General features: G+C 71.0%; 16 protein-coding genes and 3 tRNA genes. 10 read left to right on the top strand and 9 right to left on the bottom strand.

Annotated elements, in window-relative coordinates:
- Nucleotides 1-471 precede the first annotated feature (471 nt).
- The gene (locus ABT112_RS28180) at nt 472-2,070 is read left to right on the top strand and encodes a hypothetical protein (protein WP_351514261.1); all 1,599 of its coding nucleotides are present in this window, start codon (nt 472-474) and stop codon (nt 2,068-2,070) included.
- 127 nt (nt 2,071-2,197) lie between these two features.
- Here the strand turns inward: ABT112_RS28180 and ABT112_RS28175 are convergent, their stop codons facing one another.
- Entirely contained in the window at nt 2,198-2,452 is a 255-nt protein-coding gene (locus tag ABT112_RS28175; RefSeq protein WP_351514259.1) for a hypothetical protein, read from the bottom strand.
- A 206-nt stretch (nt 2,453-2,658) separates the two neighbouring features.
- On the opposite strand from ABT112_RS28175, the gene hrpA reads away from it, so the two are divergent.
- The 3 genes from hrpA to ABT112_RS28160 all read left to right on the top strand — a co-directional run bounded on the left by hrpA (nt 2,659) and on the right by ABT112_RS28160 (nt 7,498).
- On the top strand, nt 2,659-6,612 hold the full coding sequence (hrpA, locus tag ABT112_RS28170; protein ID WP_351514257.1) for an ATP-dependent RNA helicase HrpA: 3,954 nt from the start codon (nt 2,659-2,661) through the stop codon (nt 6,610-6,612).
- 135 nt (nt 6,613-6,747) lie between these two features.
- A tRNA-Asp gene (locus tag ABT112_RS28165) sits at nt 6,748-6,822 on the top strand.
- Between the two features lie 121 nt (nt 6,823-6,943).
- Nucleotides 6,944-7,498 (top strand): DUF6274 family protein, encoded by a 555-nt coding sequence (locus tag ABT112_RS28160; RefSeq protein WP_351514255.1) that lies wholly within the window; start codon nt 6,944-6,946, stop codon nt 7,496-7,498.
- A 494-nt stretch (nt 7,499-7,992) separates the two neighbouring features.
- On the opposite strand, the gene bldC is transcribed toward ABT112_RS28160, so the two are convergent.
- Nucleotides 7,993-8,199: a developmental transcriptional regulator BldC gene (gene bldC, locus ABT112_RS28155; RefSeq protein WP_003949541.1), complete on the bottom strand. Its 207-nt coding sequence runs from the start codon at nt 8,197-8,199 to the stop codon at nt 7,993-7,995.
- A gap of 489 nt (nt 8,200-8,688) precedes the next feature.
- Nucleotides 8,689-9,525, bottom strand: a complete 837-nt coding sequence (locus ABT112_RS28150; RefSeq protein ID WP_351514253.1) for a DUF8083 family protein — start codon at nt 9,523-9,525, stop codon at nt 8,689-8,691.
- 242 nt (nt 9,526-9,767) lie between these two features.
- On the opposite strand from ABT112_RS28150, the gene ABT112_RS28145 reads away from it, so the two are divergent.
- Nucleotides 9,768-10,871 carry a Leu/Phe/Val dehydrogenase gene (locus ABT112_RS28145; RefSeq protein ID WP_351514251.1) on the top strand — a complete coding sequence of 368 codons (1,104 nt, stop codon included), beginning with the start codon at nt 9,768-9,770 and terminating at the stop codon, nt 10,869-10,871.
- A gap of 400 nt (nt 10,872-11,271) precedes the next feature.
- The gene (locus tag ABT112_RS28140; protein ID WP_351514250.1) at nt 11,272-11,526 is read left to right on the top strand and encodes a DUF3073 domain-containing protein; all 255 of its coding nucleotides are present in this window, start codon (nt 11,272-11,274) and stop codon (nt 11,524-11,526) included.
- Nucleotides 11,527-11,798: 272 nt separating this feature from the next.
- Here ABT112_RS28140 and purM read toward each other — a convergent pair whose 3' ends face one another.
- From purM to ABT112_RS28125, 3 genes are all read right to left on the bottom strand, one after another.
- Nucleotides 11,799-12,866 carry a phosphoribosylformylglycinamidine cyclo-ligase gene (gene purM, locus ABT112_RS28135; RefSeq protein WP_351514248.1) on the bottom strand — a complete coding sequence of 356 codons (1,068 nt, stop codon included), beginning with the start codon at nt 12,864-12,866 and terminating at the stop codon, nt 11,799-11,801.
- 35 nt (nt 12,867-12,901) lie between these two features.
- Nucleotides 12,902-14,476, bottom strand: coding sequence for an amidophosphoribosyltransferase (gene purF, locus ABT112_RS28130; protein WP_351514246.1), 1,575 nt, complete (start codon nt 14,474-14,476; stop codon nt 12,902-12,904).
- Nucleotides 14,477-14,984: 508 nt separating this feature from the next.
- Nucleotides 14,985-15,800 (bottom strand): maleylpyruvate isomerase family mycothiol-dependent enzyme, encoded by an 816-nt coding sequence (locus tag ABT112_RS28125; RefSeq protein WP_351514244.1) that lies wholly within the window; start codon nt 15,798-15,800, stop codon nt 14,985-14,987.
- 113 nt (nt 15,801-15,913) lie between these two features.
- On the opposite strand from ABT112_RS28125, the gene ABT112_RS28120 reads away from it, so the two are divergent.
- Entirely contained in the window at nt 15,914-16,309 is a 396-nt protein-coding gene (locus ABT112_RS28120) for a nuclear transport factor 2 family protein (RefSeq protein ID WP_351514242.1), read from the top strand.
- A 228-nt stretch (nt 16,310-16,537) separates the two neighbouring features.
- On the opposite strand, the gene purL is transcribed toward ABT112_RS28120, so the two are convergent.
- The 3 genes from purL to purS all read right to left on the bottom strand — a co-directional run bounded on the left by purL (nt 16,538) and on the right by purS (nt 19,795).
- Nucleotides 16,538-18,787 (bottom strand): phosphoribosylformylglycinamidine synthase subunit PurL, encoded by a 2,250-nt coding sequence (purL, locus tag ABT112_RS28115; RefSeq protein WP_351514240.1) that lies wholly within the window; start codon nt 18,785-18,787, stop codon nt 16,538-16,540.
- A gap of 85 nt (nt 18,788-18,872) precedes the next feature.
- Nucleotides 18,873-19,553: a phosphoribosylformylglycinamidine synthase subunit PurQ gene (purQ, locus tag ABT112_RS28110; protein WP_351514238.1), complete on the bottom strand. Its 681-nt coding sequence runs from the start codon at nt 19,551-19,553 to the stop codon at nt 18,873-18,875.
- Nucleotides 19,550-19,795 (bottom strand): phosphoribosylformylglycinamidine synthase subunit PurS, encoded by a 246-nt coding sequence (gene purS / locus ABT112_RS28105; protein ID WP_351514237.1) that lies wholly within the window; start codon nt 19,793-19,795, stop codon nt 19,550-19,552. Before purS ends, purQ begins: the two co-directional genes overlap by 4 nt.
- Before the next feature lie 298 nt (nt 19,796-20,093).
- Between purS and ABT112_RS28100 the strand changes: the two genes are divergently transcribed.
- The 3 genes from ABT112_RS28100 to ABT112_RS28090 all read left to right on the top strand — a co-directional run bounded on the left by ABT112_RS28100 (nt 20,094) and on the right by ABT112_RS28090 (nt 20,735).
- Nucleotides 20,094-20,411, top strand: a complete 318-nt coding sequence (locus ABT112_RS28100) for a histone-like nucleoid-structuring protein Lsr2 (protein WP_351514235.1) — start codon at nt 20,094-20,096, stop codon at nt 20,409-20,411.
- 87 nt (nt 20,412-20,498) lie between these two features.
- Nucleotides 20,499-20,570, top strand: a tRNA-Gly gene (locus ABT112_RS28095).
- Nucleotides 20,571-20,662: 92 nt separating this feature from the next.
- A tRNA-Gly gene (locus ABT112_RS28090) sits at nt 20,663-20,735 on the top strand.
- The last annotated feature ends 237 nt before the right edge of the window (nt 20,736-20,972 follow it).

Raw genomic sequence — 20,972 nt, 5'->3', positions numbered from 1 at the left:
CGGGCGGGCCGGCGGTGGTGGCCGATGGTTGGTGGGCCGACGGCTGGTGGGCCGACGCTTGGCGGGGCCGATGGCCGCCGCACACGGTGGGGGCAACCGCACACGGTGGGGGCAACCGCACACGGTTGGGGACAGCAGCACGCGGTGGGGACAACCGGACACGGCGCACAGGGCCCACGTTCCGGCCTCCCGTCCCTTCCGGCCGCCGGATCCCTTCCGGCCGGCCCCGGATCCCTTCCGGCCGCCCATTCCCTTCCGGCCTCCCCTTCCGCTCCGGCCGCCGCCCCGCGCGTCCGCCGCGTCGTCGGCGTCAGGTCTTCCCCTGCGGCGTCGGGTCGGATCGTCCGTTGCGCCGCCGGGTCGGATCTTCTGCCGCTTTGTCGGGGTCGGGCACTCCTTGCGGCGCACATCCCGATACGATCAACTGCTCCGCGCGGATGCGCGAGTGAGCATGTGGACCCGGGGGGGTTCTTGAAACGCATCACCATGGGCGCTGCCACGGCTGTGGCCGCGCTCGTCAGCGCTCTCGTCGTGCCCGGCACGGCCTACGCGGCAGGCCCGGCCATCGAGGACGTCGGCAGTTCCCTGAAGGACTGGTCCGTCATCGACGTCCGGCTGAACCACAGCGGACCGATCACCGACGTCACCGCCCATGTGCGGCCCCAGGGCAGCGACACCGAGGTCGCCACCGTCAAGGGCTTCACCGAGAGCGACCGGGTCGGCCCGGACGAGGGGGTCTGGAGCTCCGCGCCCGTCCGCCTGAAGGAACTGGGCGACTACGCGATCGACGTGGAGGTCACCGACGCCTCCGGAGCGACCACGACGAAGAAGGACGCCGGCACGCTGCACTACGCGAAGCAGCCGGTCTTCTCGTCCTTCCGCGTCACACCGACCGCACCGACCCTGGAGGACCGGACGGTCACCGCGACCGGCGACCTCGTGGTCCGCGACCCGGTCACCCGCGACACCACTGCCCTGCCCGACGCCCCGGTCGAGGTCTCCCTCGACCGGAACGGCGAGGCGACCGCCACCACCGACGCCGCCGGGCACTTCTCCGTCTCGCACGAACTGGAGCAGGGCGGCTGGGCCTCGGCGACGTACCGGGGCGGCCTCGGGTACGCCCACGCGGACTGGATCGCCGTCACCCCGAAGGCCGCGCCGACCCGGATCGTGCTGGACAAGAGCTCGCACCGGGTCGACCTCGGGCAGCAGGTGGACGTCTCCGGGCTGCTGCAGTACCGGAGCGGTACGGCGTGGAAGCCGCTGCCGGGCGTCAAGCTGGCGCTGGACCGGAAGAACTGCACCGCCTGCGACCCGGTCGAGGCGACGAGCGACCCGTCGGGCCGCTTCACCTTCACCAAGTACGCGACGGAGCGCGCCACCTGGCAGGTCGGTTTCCCCGCCGGGCGCAACCCCTGGATCGACCGCACCACCACCGCGGCGGTGACGGTCGACGTCGTGGCGCGGACGGCGTTCGAGGACTTCTCGGCCTCGCTCGACAAGAACGTCGGCCTCGAGATCGCCGGACGTCTGAGGATCACGGGCCGGGACGAGCCGTCCGGGCGGGTTCCGGTCCGGATCCAGTACTCGCCGGACGGCCGCACGGGATGGACGACCCGCAGGACGACCGACGTCTCCTTCGGCTCCCGGTTCACCGAGCAGCTGCCCGGCCACACCGACGGCCACTGGCGGCTGCAGTACGCCGGAACCGCGGACATCAAGGGCACCACGAGTACCGCCGTCCACGCGAGCCGCACCCTGACGCGGATCAAGGGCGCGGGCGCCTCGCCGGAGCCCGTGCGCAAGGGCCGCACGCTCACGGTGCGGGGCACCCTGCAGGAGCGGAAGCCGGGCTGGAAGGGCTACGGCGCGCAGAAGGTGCAGATCCTGTTCCGGCCCAAGGGCCTGCAGGAGTGGTCGCTGATGGGGACGACGACCACGAAGTCCGACGGCAGCTTCAGCAAGGGGTTCACCGCGCGGCGGGACGGCACCTGGGCCCCGGTCTTCCTCGACGCCGACAGCGGACACTTCGTCGCCGGCGGCCACGAGGACTACGTCGACGTGAAGTGACCCGCCCGGCACCACCCACACAGCAACCCGGCACCACCCGCACAGCTCAGAGCCCCGCTCCTCGTCGAAAGGAGCGGGGCTCTCACGTCGGGAGCCGGGGGCGCCGGCGGGCGGGACGGGCCCCGGGTCAGCCGCTGCCCCCGGGTCCGGCGGGCTCGGGCTCCGCCGCCTCGCCCTCCCGGGCATGCCCCTCGGACTTCTCGGGGAAGAACAGGTGCACCCCTCCCCGGATGATCCCCAGACTCATGGCCGCGAGGGCCCAGCGCACCCACCGCATGGACCCCTCCCAGTCATGGGGAGGGCCGAACACCAGCCAGGACGCAACGGCGACCCCCGCCAGTACCATCACCACTGAGCCGATCCGGCGTAATCCACTCTGCATGGGCTCATCGTTCCACCCGGGATCCCCGCCCCGCCAAGCCTTTCCCGGCCCACGGCGCGCCTCCCCGGCCGGCCCCGCGTGCCGCCCCTCCCGACCCGATACTCGGCCGGGCCCGGCAGCGCGGCGGCCCTCCGATACCGCCCCCGCCCGGTCGTTACGGAAATGGTTGGCCGACAGTTTCGGCGGGGTGAGATCCTTGACCAGGTATGCCTACATCCTCGCCTTCCGCCTCCCCCGCGTTCGCCGCTCTGCAGGAGCGGCTGTCCGAGCTGACCCTCCGCGACGAGCGGCGGCTCGGCCGCCGTCTCGACGGCGCGCGCCGCATCCGTAAACCGGAGGCCCGGCAGGCCGTCCTCGACGAGATCGCCGCCGAGGTCGACCAGGCCGCGCACCGGGTCGACCGGCGTCGCGCCGCCGTCCCGGCGGTCGACTATCCGGAACAGCTCCCGGTCAGCCAGAAGAAGGACGACATCCTGGAGGCGATCCGCGACCACCAGGTCGTGATCGTCGCGGGCGAGACCGGCTCCGGCAAGACCACCCAGATCCCGAAGATCTGTCTGGAGCTCGGCCGGGGTGTCCGGGGCCTCATCGGCCACACCCAGCCCCGCCGGATCGCGGCCCGGACGGTCGCCGAGCGGGTCGCGGAGGAGCTGCGGACCCCGCTCGGGGAGGCCGTGGGCTGGAAGGTCCGCTTCACCGACCAGGTCGGCGGCGACACCCTCGTCAAGCTGATGACGGACGGCATCCTGCTCGCCGAGATCCAGACCGACCGCGAGCTGCGCCAGTACGACACGATCATCATCGACGAGGCCCACGAGCGCAGCCTCAACATCGACTTCATCCTGGGCTACCTCGCCCAGCTGCTCCCCCGCCGCCCCGACCTCAAGGTCGTGATCACCTCGGCGACGATCGACCCGGAACGCTTCTCCCGGCACTTCGGCGACGCACCGATCGTCGAGGTCAGCGGGCGGACGTACCCGGTCGAGGTGCGGTACCGGCCGCTGCTGGAGGAGGGCGGCGAGGAGGGCGACCGCGACCAGGTCACCGCCATCTGCGACGCGGTGGACGAGCTGCAGGCCGAAGGCCCGGGCGACATCCTGGTCTTCCTCTCCGGCGAGCGGGAGATCCGCGACACCGCCGACGCGCTCAACAAGAAGAACCTCCGGCACACCGAGGTGCTGCCGCTCTACGCCCGGCTGTCCCACGCCGAGCAGCACCGGGTCTTCCAGCGCCACACGGGCCGCCGGATCGTCCTGGCGACCAACGTCGCCGAGACGTCGCTGACCGTCCCCGGCATCCGCTACGTCATCGACCCGGGCGCCGCCCGGATCTCCCGCTACAGCCACCGCACCAAGGTGCAGCGGCTGCCCATCGAGCGGATCTCGCAGGCCAGCGCCAACCAGCGCAAGGGCCGCTGCGGGCGGACCAGCGACGGCGTGTGCGTCCGGCTCTACTCCGAGGAGGACTTCCTCTCCCGGCCGGAGTTCACCGACGCCGAGATCCTCCGCACCAACCTGGCCTCCGTCATCCTCCAGATGACCGCGGCGGGCCTCGGCGACATCGAGAAGTTCCCCTTCATCGACCCGCCGGACCGCCGCAACATCAAGGACGGCGTCCAGCTCCTCGAGGAGCTCGGCGCGCTCGACCCGCAGCAGAAGGACCCGAAGAAGCGCCTCACCGACACCGGGCGCAAGCTGTCGCAGCTGCCGGTCGACCCGCGGCTGGCCCGGATGGTGCTGGAGGCCGACCGCAACGGCTGCGTCCGCGAGGTCATGGTGATCACCGCGGCGCTGTCCATCCAGGACCCCCGCGAGCGGCCGTCGGACAAGCAGCAGCAGGCCGACCAGCAGCACGCCCGCTTCAAGGACGAGACCAGCGACTTCCTCGCCTTCCTCAACCTGTGGCGCTACATCCGGGAGCAGCAGAAGGAGCTGTCCTCGTCGGCGTTCCGCCGGATGTGCCGCAACGAGTTCCTGAACTACCTCCGGATACGGGAGTGGCAGGACATCTACACCCAGCTGCGCCAGGTCGCGAAGTCGATGGGCGTCCACCTGAACGAGGAGGACGCGGCGCCGGAGCGGGTGCACACCTCCCTGCTCGCCGGTCTGCTCTCGCACCTCGGGCTGAAGGACACCGACAAGAACGAGTACCTGGGCGCGCGCAGCGCCAAGTTCGCCGTGTTCCCGGGCTCGGCGCTGTTCAAGAAGCCGCCGCGGTGGATCATGTCGGCGGAGCTGGTCGAGACCTCCCGGCTGTGGGCGCGGGTGAACGCCCGGGTCGAGCCCGAGTGGATCGAGCCGCTCGCCCAGCACCTGGTCAAGCGGAACTACAGCGAGCCGCACTGGGAGAAGGACCAGGCGGCGGTGATGGCGTACGAGCGGGTGACGCTGTACGGCGTGCCGATCGTCGCCCAGCGCAAGGTCAACTACGGGCGCATCGACCCGGAGACCAGCCGCGAGCTGTTCATCCGGAACGCCCTGGTGGAGGGCGACTGGCGCACCCACCACCAGTTCTTCCACGACAACCGCAAGCTGCTCGGCGAGGTCGAGGAGCTGGAGCACCGCGCCCGCCGCCGCGACATCCTGGTCGACGACGAGACGCTCTTCGACTTCTACGACCGGAAGCTCCCCGAGCACGTCGTCTCCGGCGCCCACTTCGACTCCTGGTGGAAGCACAAGCGCCGGGAGGAGCCGGAACTGCTCAACTTCGAGCAGTCGATGCTGATCAACGAGAACGCGGAAGCCGTCACCAAGGACGACTACCCGGACTCCTGGCGGCAGGGGAAGCTGAAGTTCCGGGTGACCTACCAGTTCGAGCCGGGCACGGACGCGGACGGCGTGACCGTGCACATTCCCCTCCAGGTGCTCAACCAGGTCACCGCCGAGGGCTTCGACTGGCAGATCCCGGGGCTGCGCGTGGACCTGGTGACCGAGCTGATCCGGTCGCTGCCGAAGCCGATCCGGCGCAACTACGTCCCGGCGCCCGACTTCGCCCGCCGGTTCCTCGACTCGGCGGTGCCGCGCCAGGAGCCGCTGCCGCTCACGCTCGCCCGCGAGCTCCAGCGCATGGTCGGGGTGCCGGTCACGGCGGAGGACTTCGACCCCGGCAGGGTCCCCGACCATCTGAAGATCACCTTCCGGGTGATCGACGAGCGCCGCCGCAAGCTCGCCGAGGACAAGGACCTCCAGGGGCTGCAGCTGAAGCTGAAGCCCCGGACCCGGGCTGCGATCACCAAGGCCTTCGAGAAGGCCGCGGACGCGGCCCCGGGCAGCGCGGGCCCGGAACAGCGCACCGGCCTGACCCGGTGGACGATCGGCGCCCTGCCGCGGACCTTCGAGACCCGGCGGGCCGGCCATCCGGTGAAGGCGTACCCGGCGCTGGTCGACGAGGGGTCCACGGTCGCGGTGCGGCTCTTCGACACCGAGGCGGAGCAGGCCGAGGCGATGTGGCGCGGCACCCGCCGCCTGATCCTGCTCAACATCCCGTCCAACCCGGCCAAGTTCGCCCAGGGCAAGCTGAGCAACCAGGCGAAGCTGGCGCTGTCCCGTTCGCCGCACGGCAGCGTGCAGGCGCTCTTCGACGACTGCGTGACCGCGGCGGCCGACCGGCTGATCGCGGCCCGCGGCGGCCCGGCCTGGGACGAGGAGGGCTTCCGCAAGCTCTTCGACGCGGTGCGCGCCGACCTGGTGGACGCCACGCTGGACACCGTCCGCGCCGTCCAGGAGGTGCTGGCGGCCTGGCACTCCTGCGAGGGCCGGCTGAAGGCCACGAAGTCCCCGGTGCTCCTGCCGTCGCTCACCGACCTCAAGGAGCAGCTGGCGGGGCTCATCAAGCCGGGCTTCGTGACCGATCACGGCGCCCGCCGGCTGCCCGATCTGCTGCGCTATCTGGTCGCCGCCGACCGGCGCCTCCAGCAGCTCCCCACCAACGCCGAGCGGGACCGCACCCGGATGGCGAAGGTGAAGGAGATGCAGGACGAGTACGCCTGGCTGCTGGAGCAGTTCCCCGCGGGGAAGCCGGTGCCGCAGCAGGCCCGGGAGATCCGCTGGATGATCGAGGAGCTGCGGGTCAGCTACTTCGCGCACGCGCTGGGAACGGCGTACCCGGTGTCGGACAAGCGGATCGTGAAGGCGGTCGACGCGGCGGTCCCGGGGGCCTGAGAGCCGGGCCGGAGCGCCGCCGGGGGCGGTGGTTCCCGGCTCCGGGCACCCCGCGCGGGCGCGAGTTCGACCGCACCCCCTGACCTGCTGTAGAGTCTCGTATCGCAGCGAAGAGAGATCGCCGCTGCGACACCTGGTCCTGTGGAGCAGTTTGGAGTGCTCGCCACCCTGTCAAGGTGGAGGCCGCGGGTTCAAATCCCGTCAGGACCGCAGCAGTAAGGCCCGGATCCCCAGGATCCGGGCCTTCTTCGTGTTCCCGCCTCCTTGACTGCGGCCCGGACCCCGAGTACCCAGGCACGTAGGGGAACGGGGAGCCCGGGAGGTGCCGCACATGAGGACACCGGTCCGACATGAGACGAAGGCCCTGCTGCGGGCGCACTTGGCCGCCGCTTCCGGCTACCGCCACCTGACCCGGCACTGCCCGATCTGCCACCGGCTGCTGCGGCTGGCGATGGAGCCCGCGGAGCGGAGCGCGGACACGGGGAGCCCTCCGGCATCGCGGGACCGGGAGGGACCGGGCGGGATGCCGGACACGGAACCGACGGAGAGCCGGCGCTCCCCGGACCGGACGGCCGGGCCGGAGTCCATGCCCGTCCCGTCCGAAACACCCGCGGAGTCGGGCCCGTCCGGAACGGGCGCCGAGTCCGGCACGTCCGACGCGCCCGCCGGCACCGGCCCGCACGACGGCACCGCCGCCGCTTCCGGCACCACCCCCGACACCGCGACGGCACAAACCTCCCAGGACGCCGCCTCGCGGCCTCGCCGCAACTCCCGCGCCGATCAGGGCCCCGAGGCCGCGCCGACCCCTCAGAACGCCGCCTGCGGCCGCATCGCCCCGCAGGGAGCCCCGGGGTGCGATGAATCCGGAAGCACTCCCACCGCTTGACCGGCCCGCCTCCGAGTGGCGATCGGACGCGATGCGTCCGGCGTGTCCACTACCGCAGGGTTACCCAGCAGTACAAGCTTGAGGCCATGTGACGGGAGTCACCGACGAAGTTTAAAAAAGGGGGGAACTTAACCCCTCCCTACAACAGCTCAATTTAATATGTGCAATTGCACTCTCGGGAGCGGCACCCTGTCCGCATCCCCCGGAAGGCCACCGGGGAGCTCGCCCGGAGCCGTCCGCTCCGCACCGGCCACCTGCCCGTCCGGCCGCCGGCGACGGCCCGCCGGCCAGGAACCCGCCACCCGGGGGCCGTTGGGTCACCGGGCGGGTGCGGACACAAAAAGATCGCGCTGGACCCGGCGGAGTCCAGCGCGATCAAACGACGCACCCTCGATGCCGAGGGAAGGAACCTGTTGGGGCAGGCGCCCGTCGTGTGGAGCTGAGGTGGGCAACAGCCGGGTTGGGGGCCCCGAATTGCCCGGTTATGCGGTTGTTCAGGCTTCGCTGCGCTGCTGCGGAATGCCCGCGAGCAGCGCCCGGACCTCCGCTTCGCGGTAGCGCCGGTGTCCACCGAGCGTACGGATGGACGTGAGCTTGCCAGCCTTGGCCCAGCGCGTGACCGTCTTCGGGTCCACGCGGAACATCGTGGCAACCTCAGCCGGGGTCAGCAGCGGCTCGGCATCAGGGGTGCGAGCGGTCATGAGCGGCCTCCTCGGGAGAACCGAACCATCACGGTTCTTTCCTCTAAATTCTGCACCTTGACCCGCGTTGCCCGAAATGGCGCACGCAGGCCGAGTCGGTTATAGGACGAACGGCTTGTCCTCGGCACTACAACTACACCATCCGTCCAGCCGGGTCGGCCAAACCGATGGAATTGCCCTCTGAGGTGTTCAACCTCGGCGGATGCCGATGGACCATGCCATAGCGGACAGTCACGCCGTCGTGACGATCAGTCACAGCGTGACCAGAGGCCACGAGACCCACCAAGCAGTGCAATACCGATCTTTCCGCCCTTAGTTGGACGGAAGGAGCCCTTCCTGGACTCCTTGTCCTATTTTGACACGAGGGTAGTGGTTGAGGGCAAGGCCCGGCTTAGTGCCGTCCATCACCCTTGCCACGTTGGCCCGGATCGGGACTTAAGTCCCTTGCCTCGGGTCAACCCTCCGCATGCGGCCCGCGGAGACGCTCCCTCAGCTCGCGAACTGGCGCTCCCGCACTCCGCGCCACCGGTCCGTGAGCCGCTCGTACGCCTCGCCGGCCCGCGCGCCGTCTCCGTCGCGCAGCGCCTTCAGCCCCTCGGCCACATCGGCGGCCGAATGGTCCTCGGTGAGCAGGTCCTCGGGAAGAGCATGCACCAGCCCTCCGTAGTCGAGCTCCACGAGCGACCGCGGATGGAACTCCTCGAGCCACTTTCCGACGTCCTCCAGGCCGTCGATCAGCGTTCCCTCGTCCAGGGCGTCGCGCAGCACCTTCAGCCCGCGGGCCACCCGGCGGCGGGCCTGCACCATCGGGGTCCGGTAGCGCAGCACCGGACCCTCCCCGCCCTTGAGGTGCTCGCGCTCCTTGTCCGCGAAGAGCACGAACCACCGGACCGGGACATGCCAGGTCGCCGAGCGGATCCACGGGCGGGCGTCGGGATTGCGCTCCAGCCACTGCTCGTAGTCCGCCTCGGCCTGCCGGCGCACCACCGGCGGCAGCACGGCGTCCAGCACCGGCGTCGGCAGGGTCTCCGCCAGCTCCTCCAGGGCCAGCCAGCCGCGCAGCCGGGTGCGCCAGGGACAGACGCAGGTCACGCCGTCCACGACCGCCACGAAGGCGTCGCTGCTCTCGTGCACCGGGACGGGCACCGGCGGCACCGGCAGCAAATCCGCCAGCGAGCGTCGGAGTTCGTCCTGCGCCGTGGGCAGCTCCTCCCGGGCGGCATAGCGGTACCAGTGCGAGCGCTCGGGTTCGGGGAAGGCGGCCAGCGGCTCGTACACCCGCAGATACGCCGCGTACGGAACGACCACCGATGACGCCGGACTCACGCGCCTACTCCTCCGCTGCCGCCGCGAGTTGCCACCTGACAGTGCTGATCGTCCCACGTGCGGGCGCCCCCGGGGCGCTCCGGGGCGGCCGGGTGCACCGGCGCCGACCGCCGAATGCCGGAGCCCCGGACCCCCGATCGGGGCACCTCGGTGCCCCGGAGGCCGCACAGGATCTACCCTGACCCCAGCCGGCCCTCCCCACCCACAGGAGGGCGTCCCATCACGCTTCGGGAGTCACCACCGTGACCGACGTTCCCCCGCCAGCCGACGATCTCGGCGTGCTGTCCACCCTCTTCCGCTCCGAGCAGGGCGGACACGAGCAGGTCGTCCTCTGCCAGGACCGCGAGACCGGCCTGCGGGCCGTCATCGCGCTCCACTCGACCGCCCTGGGCCCGGCCCTCGGCGGCACCCGCTTCCATGCCTACGCCTCCGACGCCGAGGCCGTCATGGACGCCCTCAATCTCGCCCGTGGCATGTCGTACAAGAACGCCCTGGCAGGGCTGGACCACGGCGGCGGCAAGGCCGTGATCATCGGTGACCCGGACACCCTGAAGAGCGAGGAGCTGCTGCTCGCCTACGGGCGCTTCGTGGCCTCGCTCGGCGGCCGGTACGTCACCGCCTGTGACGTCGGCACCTATGTCGCGGACATGGACGTCGTCGCCCGCACGTGCCAGTGGACCACCGGCCGCTCCCCGGCCAACGGCGGCGCCGGCGACTCCTCCGTCCTGACCGCCTTCGGCGTCTTCCAGGGCATGCGCGCCAGCGCCCAGCACCTGTGGGGCGACCCGACGCTGCGCGGCCGCCGGGTCGGCATCGCGGGCGTCGGCAAGGTCGGCCACCACCTCGTCGAGCACCTGCTGGAGGACGGCGCCCAGGTCGTGGTGACCGATGTGCGCGCCGAGTCCGTGGACCGCATCCGGGCCAAGCACCCGGAGGTCATCGCGGTGCAGGACACCGACGCGCTGATCCGGGACGATCTGGACGTCTACGCTCCGTGCGCGCTCGGCGGCGCGCTCAGCGACGAGAGCGTCCCGGTGCTCACCGCGCGGATCGTCTGCGGCGCGGCCAACAACCAGCTGGCCCACCCGGGCGTCGAGAAGGACCTCTCCGACCGCGGCATCCTCTACGCCCCGGACTACGTCGTGAACGCCGGCGGCGTGATCCAGGTCGCGGACGAGCTGCACGGCTTCGACTTCGAGCGGGCCAAGGCCAAGGCGACGAAGATCTTCGACACCACTCTGGCGATCTTCGACCGGGCCAAGGCCGACGGCATCCCGCCCGCCGCCGCAGCGGACCGTATCGCCGAGCAGCGCATGGCCGAATCGCGCGCCCGTAGCGCACGCTGACGCCCGGCGCCCGGGCCGTCCCGGGCGCCGTTCACGCACCGTTCACCCCGCTGTGGGCCGCTCCCCCGCCTCCGGGCGGACTTCACCGGCCCGCGGCGGGGCCGGCGAACGCCCGGCAGAGGCCTTCCGGCCCCCGGGTCCGCCGCTGACGAGACGGAACTCACCTCACCTCGGCGGGTCGATCCCGGCCGGCCGGTAAAATCGCGACTGACCAGCGGGGACGGGGCTCCCCGCGGGTCCTGCGGTGTGGCGCGTCCTGCGGACGACGTACCGTATGGCCACGGAAGCAGGTACCGTTGAAGCCCTACGGACCGGTCTCTCCCAGGGGAGTCCGCTCCGACTCATGAACGCGTGTCAAGACTCTGGGGCCGTCGAGCCCCGTCGTTGAGGGGGTCGAGCCATGGGGCGCGGCCGGGCCAAGGCCAAGCAGACGAAGGTCGCCCGCCAGCTGAAGTACAACAGCGGTGGGACTGATCTCTCACGCCTGGCTCAGGAGCTGGGCGCATCGAATTCGAGCCAGCCGCCGAATGGCGAGCCGTTCGAGGACGATGAGCTGGACGACGACCCGTACGCACAGTACGCGGAGCGCTACAACGACGAGGACGAGGACGACGAGCAGTCGTCCGACCAGTCCGCCTATCGTCGGCGCGCTTGACGCTGTCTGCTGCGGCTCCGGCCGCGGCGCGTACGCAGCGAGGCCGTCCACTGCACGACCGCTGAGCCGGTCCGGGACATATCCCCGGGCCGGCCCATTGTCGTGTCCGGACGCTTGTCGTGTCCGGACACAGTGCCGGGACCGGTGGCCCGGCCGGGAGTGCGCACCGTCCCGGGCCGTGGGCCGGGACGGCCCTCCGCGCAGGCCCCGCGGCCGGAGTCCGGCCTGTCGGGGCGCTCCGCGGTCCCCGGCCCTGTGCACGGCCCGGCTCCTCAGCCGGCGTAGTCGCCGGTCAGGGACACGGCCTCGGCCGCGTCCGCGCGCTCGGTGACCCGGCCGGCGACCCAGGCGTCCACACCGCGGTCGGCCAGCGTGGCCAGGGCCACGTCGACCGACTCCTGCGGAACGACGGCGATCATGCCGACGCCCATGTTGAGCGTCTTCTCCAGCTCGGGCCGCGCCACCTGTCCGGCCGCGCCGACCACGTCGAAGACGGGGCCGGGGGTCCAGGTGGAGCGGTCGACCGTGGCGTGCAGGTGGTCGGGGACGACCCGCGCCAGGTTGTTGGCGAGCCCGCCGCCGGTGATGTGCGAGAAAGCGTGCACCTCGGTCGTGCGGGTGAGCGCCAGGCAGTCCAGCGAGTAGATCTTGGTGGGCTCCAGTAGTTCCTCGCCGAGGCTGCGGCCGAACTCCGCGACCTCCCGGTCCAGGGACCAGCCGGCCCGGTCGAAGACGACGTGCCGGACCAGCGAGTACCCGTTCGAGTGAAGACCGGAGGACGCCATGGCGATCACCGCGTCGCCGCTGCGGATGCGCTCCGCACCGAGCAGCCGGTCGGCCTCGACCACACCGGTGCCGGCGCCGGCGACATCGAACTCGTCCGGGCCCAGCAGGCCGGGGTGCTCCGCGGTCTCGCCGCCGACCAGCGCGCAGCCGGCCAGCACACAGCCCTCGGCGATGCCCTTGACGATCTGGGCGACCCGCTCCGGGTAGACCTTGCCGACGCAGATGTAGTCGGTCATGAACAGCGGCTCGGCGCCACAGACGACCAGGTCGTCGACGACCATGCCGACCAGGTCGTGGCCGATGCTGTCGTAGACCCCCATCTGCCGGGCGATGTCGACCTTCGTGCCGACGCCGTCGGTCGCCGACGCCAGCAGCGGACGCTCGTAGCGCTTGAGGGCGGAGGCGTCGAAGAGGCCTGCGAAGCCGCCGAGGCCCCCGAGGGCCTCCGGGCGGGTGGCCTTCTTCACCCACTCCTTCATCAGCTCGACGGCGCGGTCGCCCGCGTCGATGTCCACGCCCGCGGCTGCGTAGCTGGCACCAGTGGTCTCAGACATGGCCTTGAGATCTTTCGTGTCGTTGATGGCGGGCTCTACGGGCGGCGCAGCGCGTCGGCGGCGCCGATACCGGCCGTCAGTGTCCCGACCCCGTCCACATCGCTGCGCGGCGCGGCGGGCTTCGCCGGCTCGGCGGCGGAGGCCTCGAGGAGGTGCTTGCCCAGCAGCTCCGGGTCGGGCAGGTCCATCGGGTACTCGCCGTCGAAGCAGGCGCGGCAGAGGTTCGGCTTGGCGATGGTGGTCGCCTCGGTCATGCCGTCGATGGAGATGTACGCCAGCGAGTCCGCGCCCAGGGACTTGCCGATCTCCTCGACCGACAGCCCGTTGGCGATCAGCTCGGCCCGGGTGGCGAAGTCGATGCCGAAGAAGCACGGCCACTTGATCGGGGGCGAGGAGATCCGGATGTGGACCTCGGCGGCCCCGGCCTCGCGGAGCATCCGCACCAGCGCGCGCTGGGTGTTGCCGCGGACGATCGAGTCGTCGACGACCACCAGGCGCTTGCCGCGGATGACTTCCTTGAGCGGGTTGAGCTTGAGCCGGATGCCGAGCTGGCGGATGGTCTGGCTCGGCTGGATGAACGTCCGGCCCACGTAGGAGTTCTTGACCAGGCCCGAGCCGTAGGGGATGCCGCTGGCCTCGGCGTACCCGACGGCGGCCGGGGTGCCGGACTCCGGGGTCGCTATGACCAGGTCGGCGTCGGCGGGCGCCTCGGCGGCCAGCTTGCGGCCCATCTCGACGCGGGAGAGGTAGACGTTGCGGCCCGCGATGTCGGTGTCGGGGCGGGCCAGGTAGACGTACTCGAAGACGCAGCCCTTGGGGCGGGCCTCGGCGAACCGGCTGGCGCGCAGCCCGTCCTCGTCGATGGCGACCATCTCGCCGGGCTCGATCTCCCGGATGAAGGAGGCGCCGACGATGTCGAGGGCGGCGCTCTCGCTCGCCACGACCCAGCCGCGCTCCAGCCGGCCCAGGACGAGCGGGCGGATGCCCTGCGGGTCACGAGCGGCGTACAGGGTGTGGTCGTCCATGAAGACGAGGGAGAAGGCGCCCTGGACGTGCGGCAGGACCAGCGAGGCGGCCTGCTCGACGGTCAGCGGCTTGCCGTCCTCGTCGACCTGGCCCGCGAGGAGGGCGGTGACCAGGTCGGTGTCGTTGGTCGCGGCGACCTGGGTGGCGCGGCCGTTCTCGCGCGGCAGGGCGGCGACCATCTCGGCGAGTTCGGCGGTGTTGACCAGGTTGCCGTTGTGGCCGAGGGCAATGGAGCCGTGCGCGGTCGCGCGGAAGGTCGGCTGCGCGTTCTCCCAGACCGAGGCACCGGTGGTGGAGTACCGGGCATGGCCCACCGCGATGTGGCCCTGGAGGGAGCCGAGAGAGGTCTCGTCGAAGACCTGGGAGACCAGACCCATGTCCTTGAAGACGAGGATCTGGGAGCCGTTGCTCACCGCGATGCCCGCGGACTCCTGTCCCCGGTGCTGTAGCGCATACAGCCCGAAATAGGTGAGCTTGGCGACCTCTTCTCCCGGAGCCCAGACCCCGAAGACGCCGCAAGCGTCCTGAGGGCCCTTCTCGCCGGGGAGGAGATCGTGGTTGAGTCGTCCGTCACCACGTGGCACGACACCGAGTCTAGGCCAGGTCGCGGATTCATCCGAACCACGTACACCGGTGAAGCCCTCCCGAAAGATCATCCGAGCGTCCGCGGTGCGGTCCGGGTGCCGGAACACCGGCGTCCTGCCTGGCCGGAAGGGGGTGCGGGGCGACGGGGGCGGATTCCGATGACGTCTACGTCACACTTCCCGGCCGGGCTTCGGACGGCGGCTCCGGACGGCCGGGAGGCGGGTGGACGGTGGCGTTCCGGTGGCCGGAAGCGGAGGGGCGGGGAGGGGGCCTCGGGCTTGCCTTCCGCCGCGGGCCTTGCCTCCGCCGGCCTTGCCTCGGGCGTTCCCCCCGGGGATTCCGGCTTCGGGTCCGCCGGCTTCAGCTGTGCGGCTTCGGTTGTTCGGCTTCGGTTGTTCGGCTTCGGTTGTTCGGCTTCGGCCGTGCAGCTTGGCCGTGCGGCTCCGGCTGGGCGGCTCCGGCTGGGCGGGGGCTTCGAGTGCCCGGATCCGGCTGCCGACGCGGGTGTCACCGCATGAGCGGCAGGTGATCGCTCAGGTCCGCGCGCTCCCCGCTCGCGGTGACCGCCCCCGCCTCCACCGCCGCGTCCCACCCGGTCCGGCCGGTCGCCAGCCGGATCCAGGTCAGCGGGTCCGTCTCCACGACGTTCGGCGGGGTGCCGCGGGTGTGGCGCGGGCCCTCGACGCACTGCACCACCGCGAACGGCGGGATCCGCACCTCCACCGCGCCGCCGGGCGCCCGGGCCGCCAGCGCGTCGGCGAACAGCCGCGTCGCGGCGGCGAGCGCCTGGCGGTCCGTCGGGATCTCCGTGCCGAGCGCGTCCGCCAGGTCGTCGCCGTGCACCACGAGTTCCACACACCGGGTGACCAGGTAGTCGCCCAGCAGCATCGCGCCGGAGGGGACGGCGAGCAGCCGGTCGTCGGGGGCTCCCGGGAGGAGGCGTTCCAGCCGGTCCACGGCGGCCGTCAGCAGCTCCTCCGGCTCCTCCGGCCCGTCGGCCGGGGTCGCGGCGCGGGTGCTCCGGTCGACGTGCCCGGCGGACCCGGCGGACCCGGCGATCACGAACGGCCAGTCGGTGAGCGTCACTTCCCGGTCGGGCGGCGCGGGCAGGTCCAGCAGGGTCCCGACGCCGTCCACGGCCCGGGCCAGGTGGACGAGCAGGTGGCGCACGGTCCAGTCGCCGAGCCGGGTGGGGCGGGCGAGCTGGTCGTCGGAGAGCCCCGCGGCGGCGTCCAGCACCTGCCGCAGCTGCGCGGTGACGGCCGCTCTCACCTTCGCGGAGTCGTAGGTCCGGGTCCGGGGGCGGCGCGTACGGGGCGGCATGACGGCGAGCCTATGCGGTGCACGGGCCCGGACCCTCGGTGCCGTGGACACCCTTCCGGGCCGGGCCGATGATGGAAAGACGGCAAATTCGGGAGAGAAAGGTGTGAATCGACATGGCTGAGCACCCGGACTGTGCCCTGGTGCGCCGGGGCTACGAAGCCTTCAGCAACGGCGACATGGACACGCTGTCCTCGCTGATGACATCGGACGTCACCCACCACGTGCCGGGTGACCACATGCTCTCGGGCCACCACAAGGGCCGCGAGGCCGTTCTGCAGATGTACCGCCGCATCGCCGAGGAGACCAACGGCACGTTCCGGGTCGAGCTCGAGCACCTCTTCGCCGACGGGCGGGGGCACGTCATGTCCGTCCACCGGAGCTACGCGGACCGCAAGGACCGCGGCGTCGAGATGCCCGGCGGACTCATCTTCACCATCGTCGGCGGGAAGATCACCGACCTCGACGAGTGCGTCGAGGACATCGACGTCGAGAACGACTTCTGGCGCTGAGCGGCGAGCCTCCGGGCTCCGGCGGACGCGGACGGGCGCGGACGGCGTCCGGTGGCCCGCCCGGAGCCCGGAAAGGCCCGGCAGGTGAAGCGGAACGCGCCCGGGCACCGCACGGAACGCGCGTGGCCCCCGCCCTGATGCGAGCGGGGGCCACGGCGCGGAACGCCGGACGTGCGAAACGCCGGACGTGCGGAAGCCGGACCTGCGGCATTCCGGATGGGCGAAACGTCAGACCAGGAGCCCCGGAATGGTCGCCTCGTGCGACTCCCGGAGTTCGGCCAGCGGGATGGTGAACTGGCCCTGGACGTCGAGCGCGTCCCCGTCCACCACACCGATACGGGTGGCCGGGAGGCCGCGGGCACCGCACATGTCGGTGAACCGGAGTTCCTCGCTGCGCGGGACCGCGACGACCGCGCGGCCCGCCGACTCGGAGAAGAGCAGGACGAACGGGTCCAGCTCCTCCGGGACGACGATCCGGGCGCCGTTGCCGCCGCGCAGACAGGACTCGACGAGCGCCTGCACCAGACCGCCGTCGGACAGGTCGTGCGCGGCGTCGATCATCCCGTCCCGGGAACCGGAGATCAGGATCTCGGCGAGCAGCTGCTCCCGGCCGAGGTCCACGGCCGGCGGAAGGCCGCCGAGGTGGTCGTGGATCACCTGGGACCAGGCCGAACCGCCCAGCTCCTCCTTGGTGTCACCGAGGAGGTACAGCAGCTGCCCCTCCTCCGCGAAACCGATCGGCGTGCGGCGGTTGACGTCGTCGATGACGCCGAGCACCGCGACCACCGGGGTCGGGTGGATGGCGGTCTCGCCGGTCTGGTTGTAGAGGGAGACGTTGCCGCCGGTCACCGGGGTGCCCAGTTCCAGGCAGCCGTCCGCCAGCCCGCGGGTGGCCTCGGCGAACTGCCACATCACCGCCGGGTCCTCGGGCGAGCCGAAGTTCAGGCAGTTGGAGATGGCGAGCGGCTTCGCGCCGGACGCGGCCACGTTCCGGTAGGACTCGGCCAGCGCCAGCTGGGCGCCGGTGTACGGGTCGAGCTTGGCGTAGCGGCCGTTGCCGTCCGTGGCGACGGCGACACCGAGACCGGTCTCCTCGTCGACGCGGACCATGCCGGAGTCCTCCGGCTGCGCCAGCACCGTGTTGCCCTGCACGAAGCGGTCGTACTGGTCGGTGACCCAGGACTTGGACGCCTGGTTCGGCGAGGCCACCAGCCTCAGGACCTGCTCGCGCAGCTCCGCGCCGTCCCCGGGCCGGGCCAGCGCGTTCGCGTGGTCGGCCTGGAGGGCGTCCTGCCACTCCGGACGGGCGAACGGCCGCTGGTAGACCGGGCCTTCGTGGGCGACGGTCCGCGGCGGCACGTCCACGATCTGCTCGCCGTGCCAGAAGATCTCCAGCCGCTCGCCCTCCGTCACCTCACCGATGACGGTGGCGATGACGTCCCACTTCTCGCAGATCTCCAGGAAGCGGTCGACCTTGCCCGGCTCGACGATCGCGCACATGCGCTCCTGCGACTCGCTCATGAGGATTTCCTCGGGCGAGAGGGAGGAGTCACGCAGCGGCACGGTGTCGAGCTCGACGCGCATCCCGCCGGAACCGGCCGACGCCAGCTCGCTGGTGGCGCAGGACAGGCCCGCGCCGCCGAGGTCCTGGATGCCGGTGACCAGGTCCTCCTTGAAGATCTCCAGGGTGCACTCGATGAGCAGCTTCTCCTGGAACGGGTCGCCGACCTGGACGGCCGGGCGCTTGGCCGGGCCGGTGGAGTCGAAGGTCTCGGAGGCGAGCACGGACACGCCGCCGATGCCGTCGCCGCCGGTGCGGGCGCCGTAGAGGATGACCTTGTTGCCCCGGCCGCTGGCCTTGGCGAGGTGGATGTCCTCGTGCTTCATCACGCCCACGCACAGGGCGTTGACCAGCGGGTTGCCCTGGTAGCAGGGGTCGAAGACGACCTCGCCGCCGATGTTCGGCAGGCCCAGGCAGTTGCCGTAGCCGCCGATGCCCGCGACGACACCGGGCAGCACGCGCCGGGTGTCCGGGTGGTCGGCCGCGCCGAACCGCAGCGGGTCCATCACCGCGACCGGGCGGGCGCCCATGGCGAGGATGTCGCGCACGATGCCGCCGATGCCGGTGGCCGCGCCCTGGTAGGGCTCGATGTACGAGGGGTGGTTGTGCGACTCGACCTTGAAGGTGACGGCGTAGCCCTGGCCTACGTCGACGACGCCCGCGTTCTCCCCGATGCCGACGAGCAGCGCGTCGTTCTCCGGGGCCTTCTCGCCGAACTGCTTCAGATGGACCTTGCTCGACTTGTACGAGCAGTGCTCGGACCACATCACCGAGTACATCGCGAGTTCGGCGCCGGTCGGGCGGCGGCCCAGGATCTCGCGGATGCGCTCGTACTCGTCCGGCTTGAGCCCCAGTTCGGCCCAGGGCTGGTCGGTGTCCGGGCTCTCGGCCGCGTGCTTGACGGTGTCGAGGGTCACGCTCGGTCGCTCCTTCGCGCGGAGTGGTGCATGCGTCGCGTGCCGGGGCACCCGAGGGCTCCCGCGGCGGTTCCGGCGGCCGGCCTCATGCGTTGACCAGCTTCTTGAGGATCGAGGTGAAGAACCCGAGCCCGTCGGTGCCACCGGTGCCGACCAACGGCTCGACGGCGTACTCGGGGTGGGGCATCAGACCGACGACGTTGCCCGCCTCGTTGGTGATGCCGGCGATGTCGCGGAGCGAGCCGTTGGGGTTGCCGTCGAGGTAGCGGAACGCCACCCGGCCCTCCGCCTCCAGCATGTCCAGGGTGCGCTCGTCGGCGACGTAGCGGCCGTCCATGTTCTTCAGCGGGATGTGGATCTCCTGGCCCGCGGCGTAGTCGGCGGTCCACGCCGTCTCCGCGTTCTCCACCCGCAGCTTCTGCTCGCGGCAGACGAAGTGGAGGTGGTCGTTGCCGAGCATCGCGCCGGGCAGCAGATGGGCCTCGGTGAGCACCTGGAATCCGTTGCAGATGCCGAGGACCGGAAGTCCGGCCCGGGCCTGCTCGATGACGGTCTCCATCACCGGCGAGAAGCGGGAGATGGCACCCGCCCGCAAATAGTCCCCGTAACTGAAGCCGCCGGGGAGGACGACGGCGTCGACCTGGTGCAGGTCGGTGTCGCGGTGCCAGAGGGCCACCGGTTCGGCGCCGGCCCGGGTCACGGCACGCCGGGTGTCCCGGTCGTCGAGGCTGCCGGGAAAGGTGACGACACCGATGCGGGCGGTCACGATTCCACCTTCACGGTGAAGTCCTCGATCACGGTGTTGGCCAGGAAGGTCCCGGCCATCTCGTGGATACGGGCGAGTGCGGCGTCGTCGACCGGCCCCTCGACCTCGAGTTCAAAACGCTTTCCCTGGCGGACGTCCGCGATTCCGTCGAAGCCGAGGCGGGGCAGTGCACGCTGCACCGCCTGGCCCTGGGGGTCGAGGATCTCCGGCTTGAGCATGACGTCGACTACGACGCGTGCCACTGGCACTCCCGATGGTGTGGTGCGTAAGGCGGTGACCTCAGCGTACCCCGTTCGAAAATCTACGCGAGTAGATATGCTGGCCCCGGTCACGTTCATGTATCGACCGCCGCAACCGCCGAGGAAAATCCGGGGAAAAACGTGCGGCCCCGATTGCCGGGAGACACGCGGACGGAATTAACTGGGCTTCGCAATACAATGCCTGCGGCTGTACAAATGAAAAAGAACCGACAACAGACATCTCGACACTCCGCATCCGTGCACGTCATTGCGGTGGTGTCGGACGAAAGGACCGATATCCGTGGCTCAGCGCGTAGTGGTCACACTCTCCGACGACATCGACGGCGGGGAAGCGGCGGAGACGGTCAACTTCGGGCTCGACGGGAAGTCGTACGAGATCGACCTCACCGAGGCCAATGCGGAGAAACTGCGCGGCGCCCTCGCTCCCTACGTGGAGGCGGGTCGAAAGCGTGCCAAGTCCGGCAAGGCGTACCACCGCACCTCCGTCGCCCCCGACCCGTCGGCGGTCCGTGCGTGGGCCCGGTCCCACGGCATGGAGGTCCCGCCGCGCGGCCGCATCCCCAAGAAGGTCTACGAGGCGTTCAACGCCGCCCGTTGAACCGACTTGCATGACACCCGGGGTGATCAGCTAAAGTCTGGAGCACGCCGAGGGGCGAGGCCGCAGGGCCGGACCTCACGGAGTCACGCGGGTGTAGCTCAGTAGTAGAGCGCCCCCTTTCCAAGGGGGAGGCGCAGTGTGCGATCCCTGTCACCCGCTCTGATCACTTTCCGACCACTCCGGTGGATCGGGTACAGTAGTGGTCGCGCCGGACGGCAGCTCCTTTTCGAAGGGCTGAAGTTCGGAGGTATGCGGACGTGGCTCAGTTGGTAGAGCATCACCTTGCCAAGGTGAGGGTCGCGAGTTCGAATCTCGTCGTCCGCTCAGAAGGAGAAGGCCCCGGTCATCACGACCGGGGCCTTCTTCGTGTGCGGAGAGTTCTTCGCGTGCGGAGACTCTGATGTGGTGGTCGTGGCCTTCGCGTGGGGGCCGCATGTTCCGGTGGGGCCCGGCTTCCGCGCGTTCCCGGTGAGACGTCCCTCCCTTCTTCTCCGAGCATCCCATTCAGGGTGTTCAGGATTATTTCCCCTGGTTTCGGACTGTCCGGTCTTTACATCTCGT

It is taken from the genome of Streptomyces sp. NPDC002055 (genome assembly GCF_040296705.1).
GTDB lineage: Bacteria > Actinomycetota > Actinomycetes > Streptomycetales > Streptomycetaceae > Streptomyces.
This window is presented reverse-complemented; position numbering and strand designations above follow the sequence as displayed.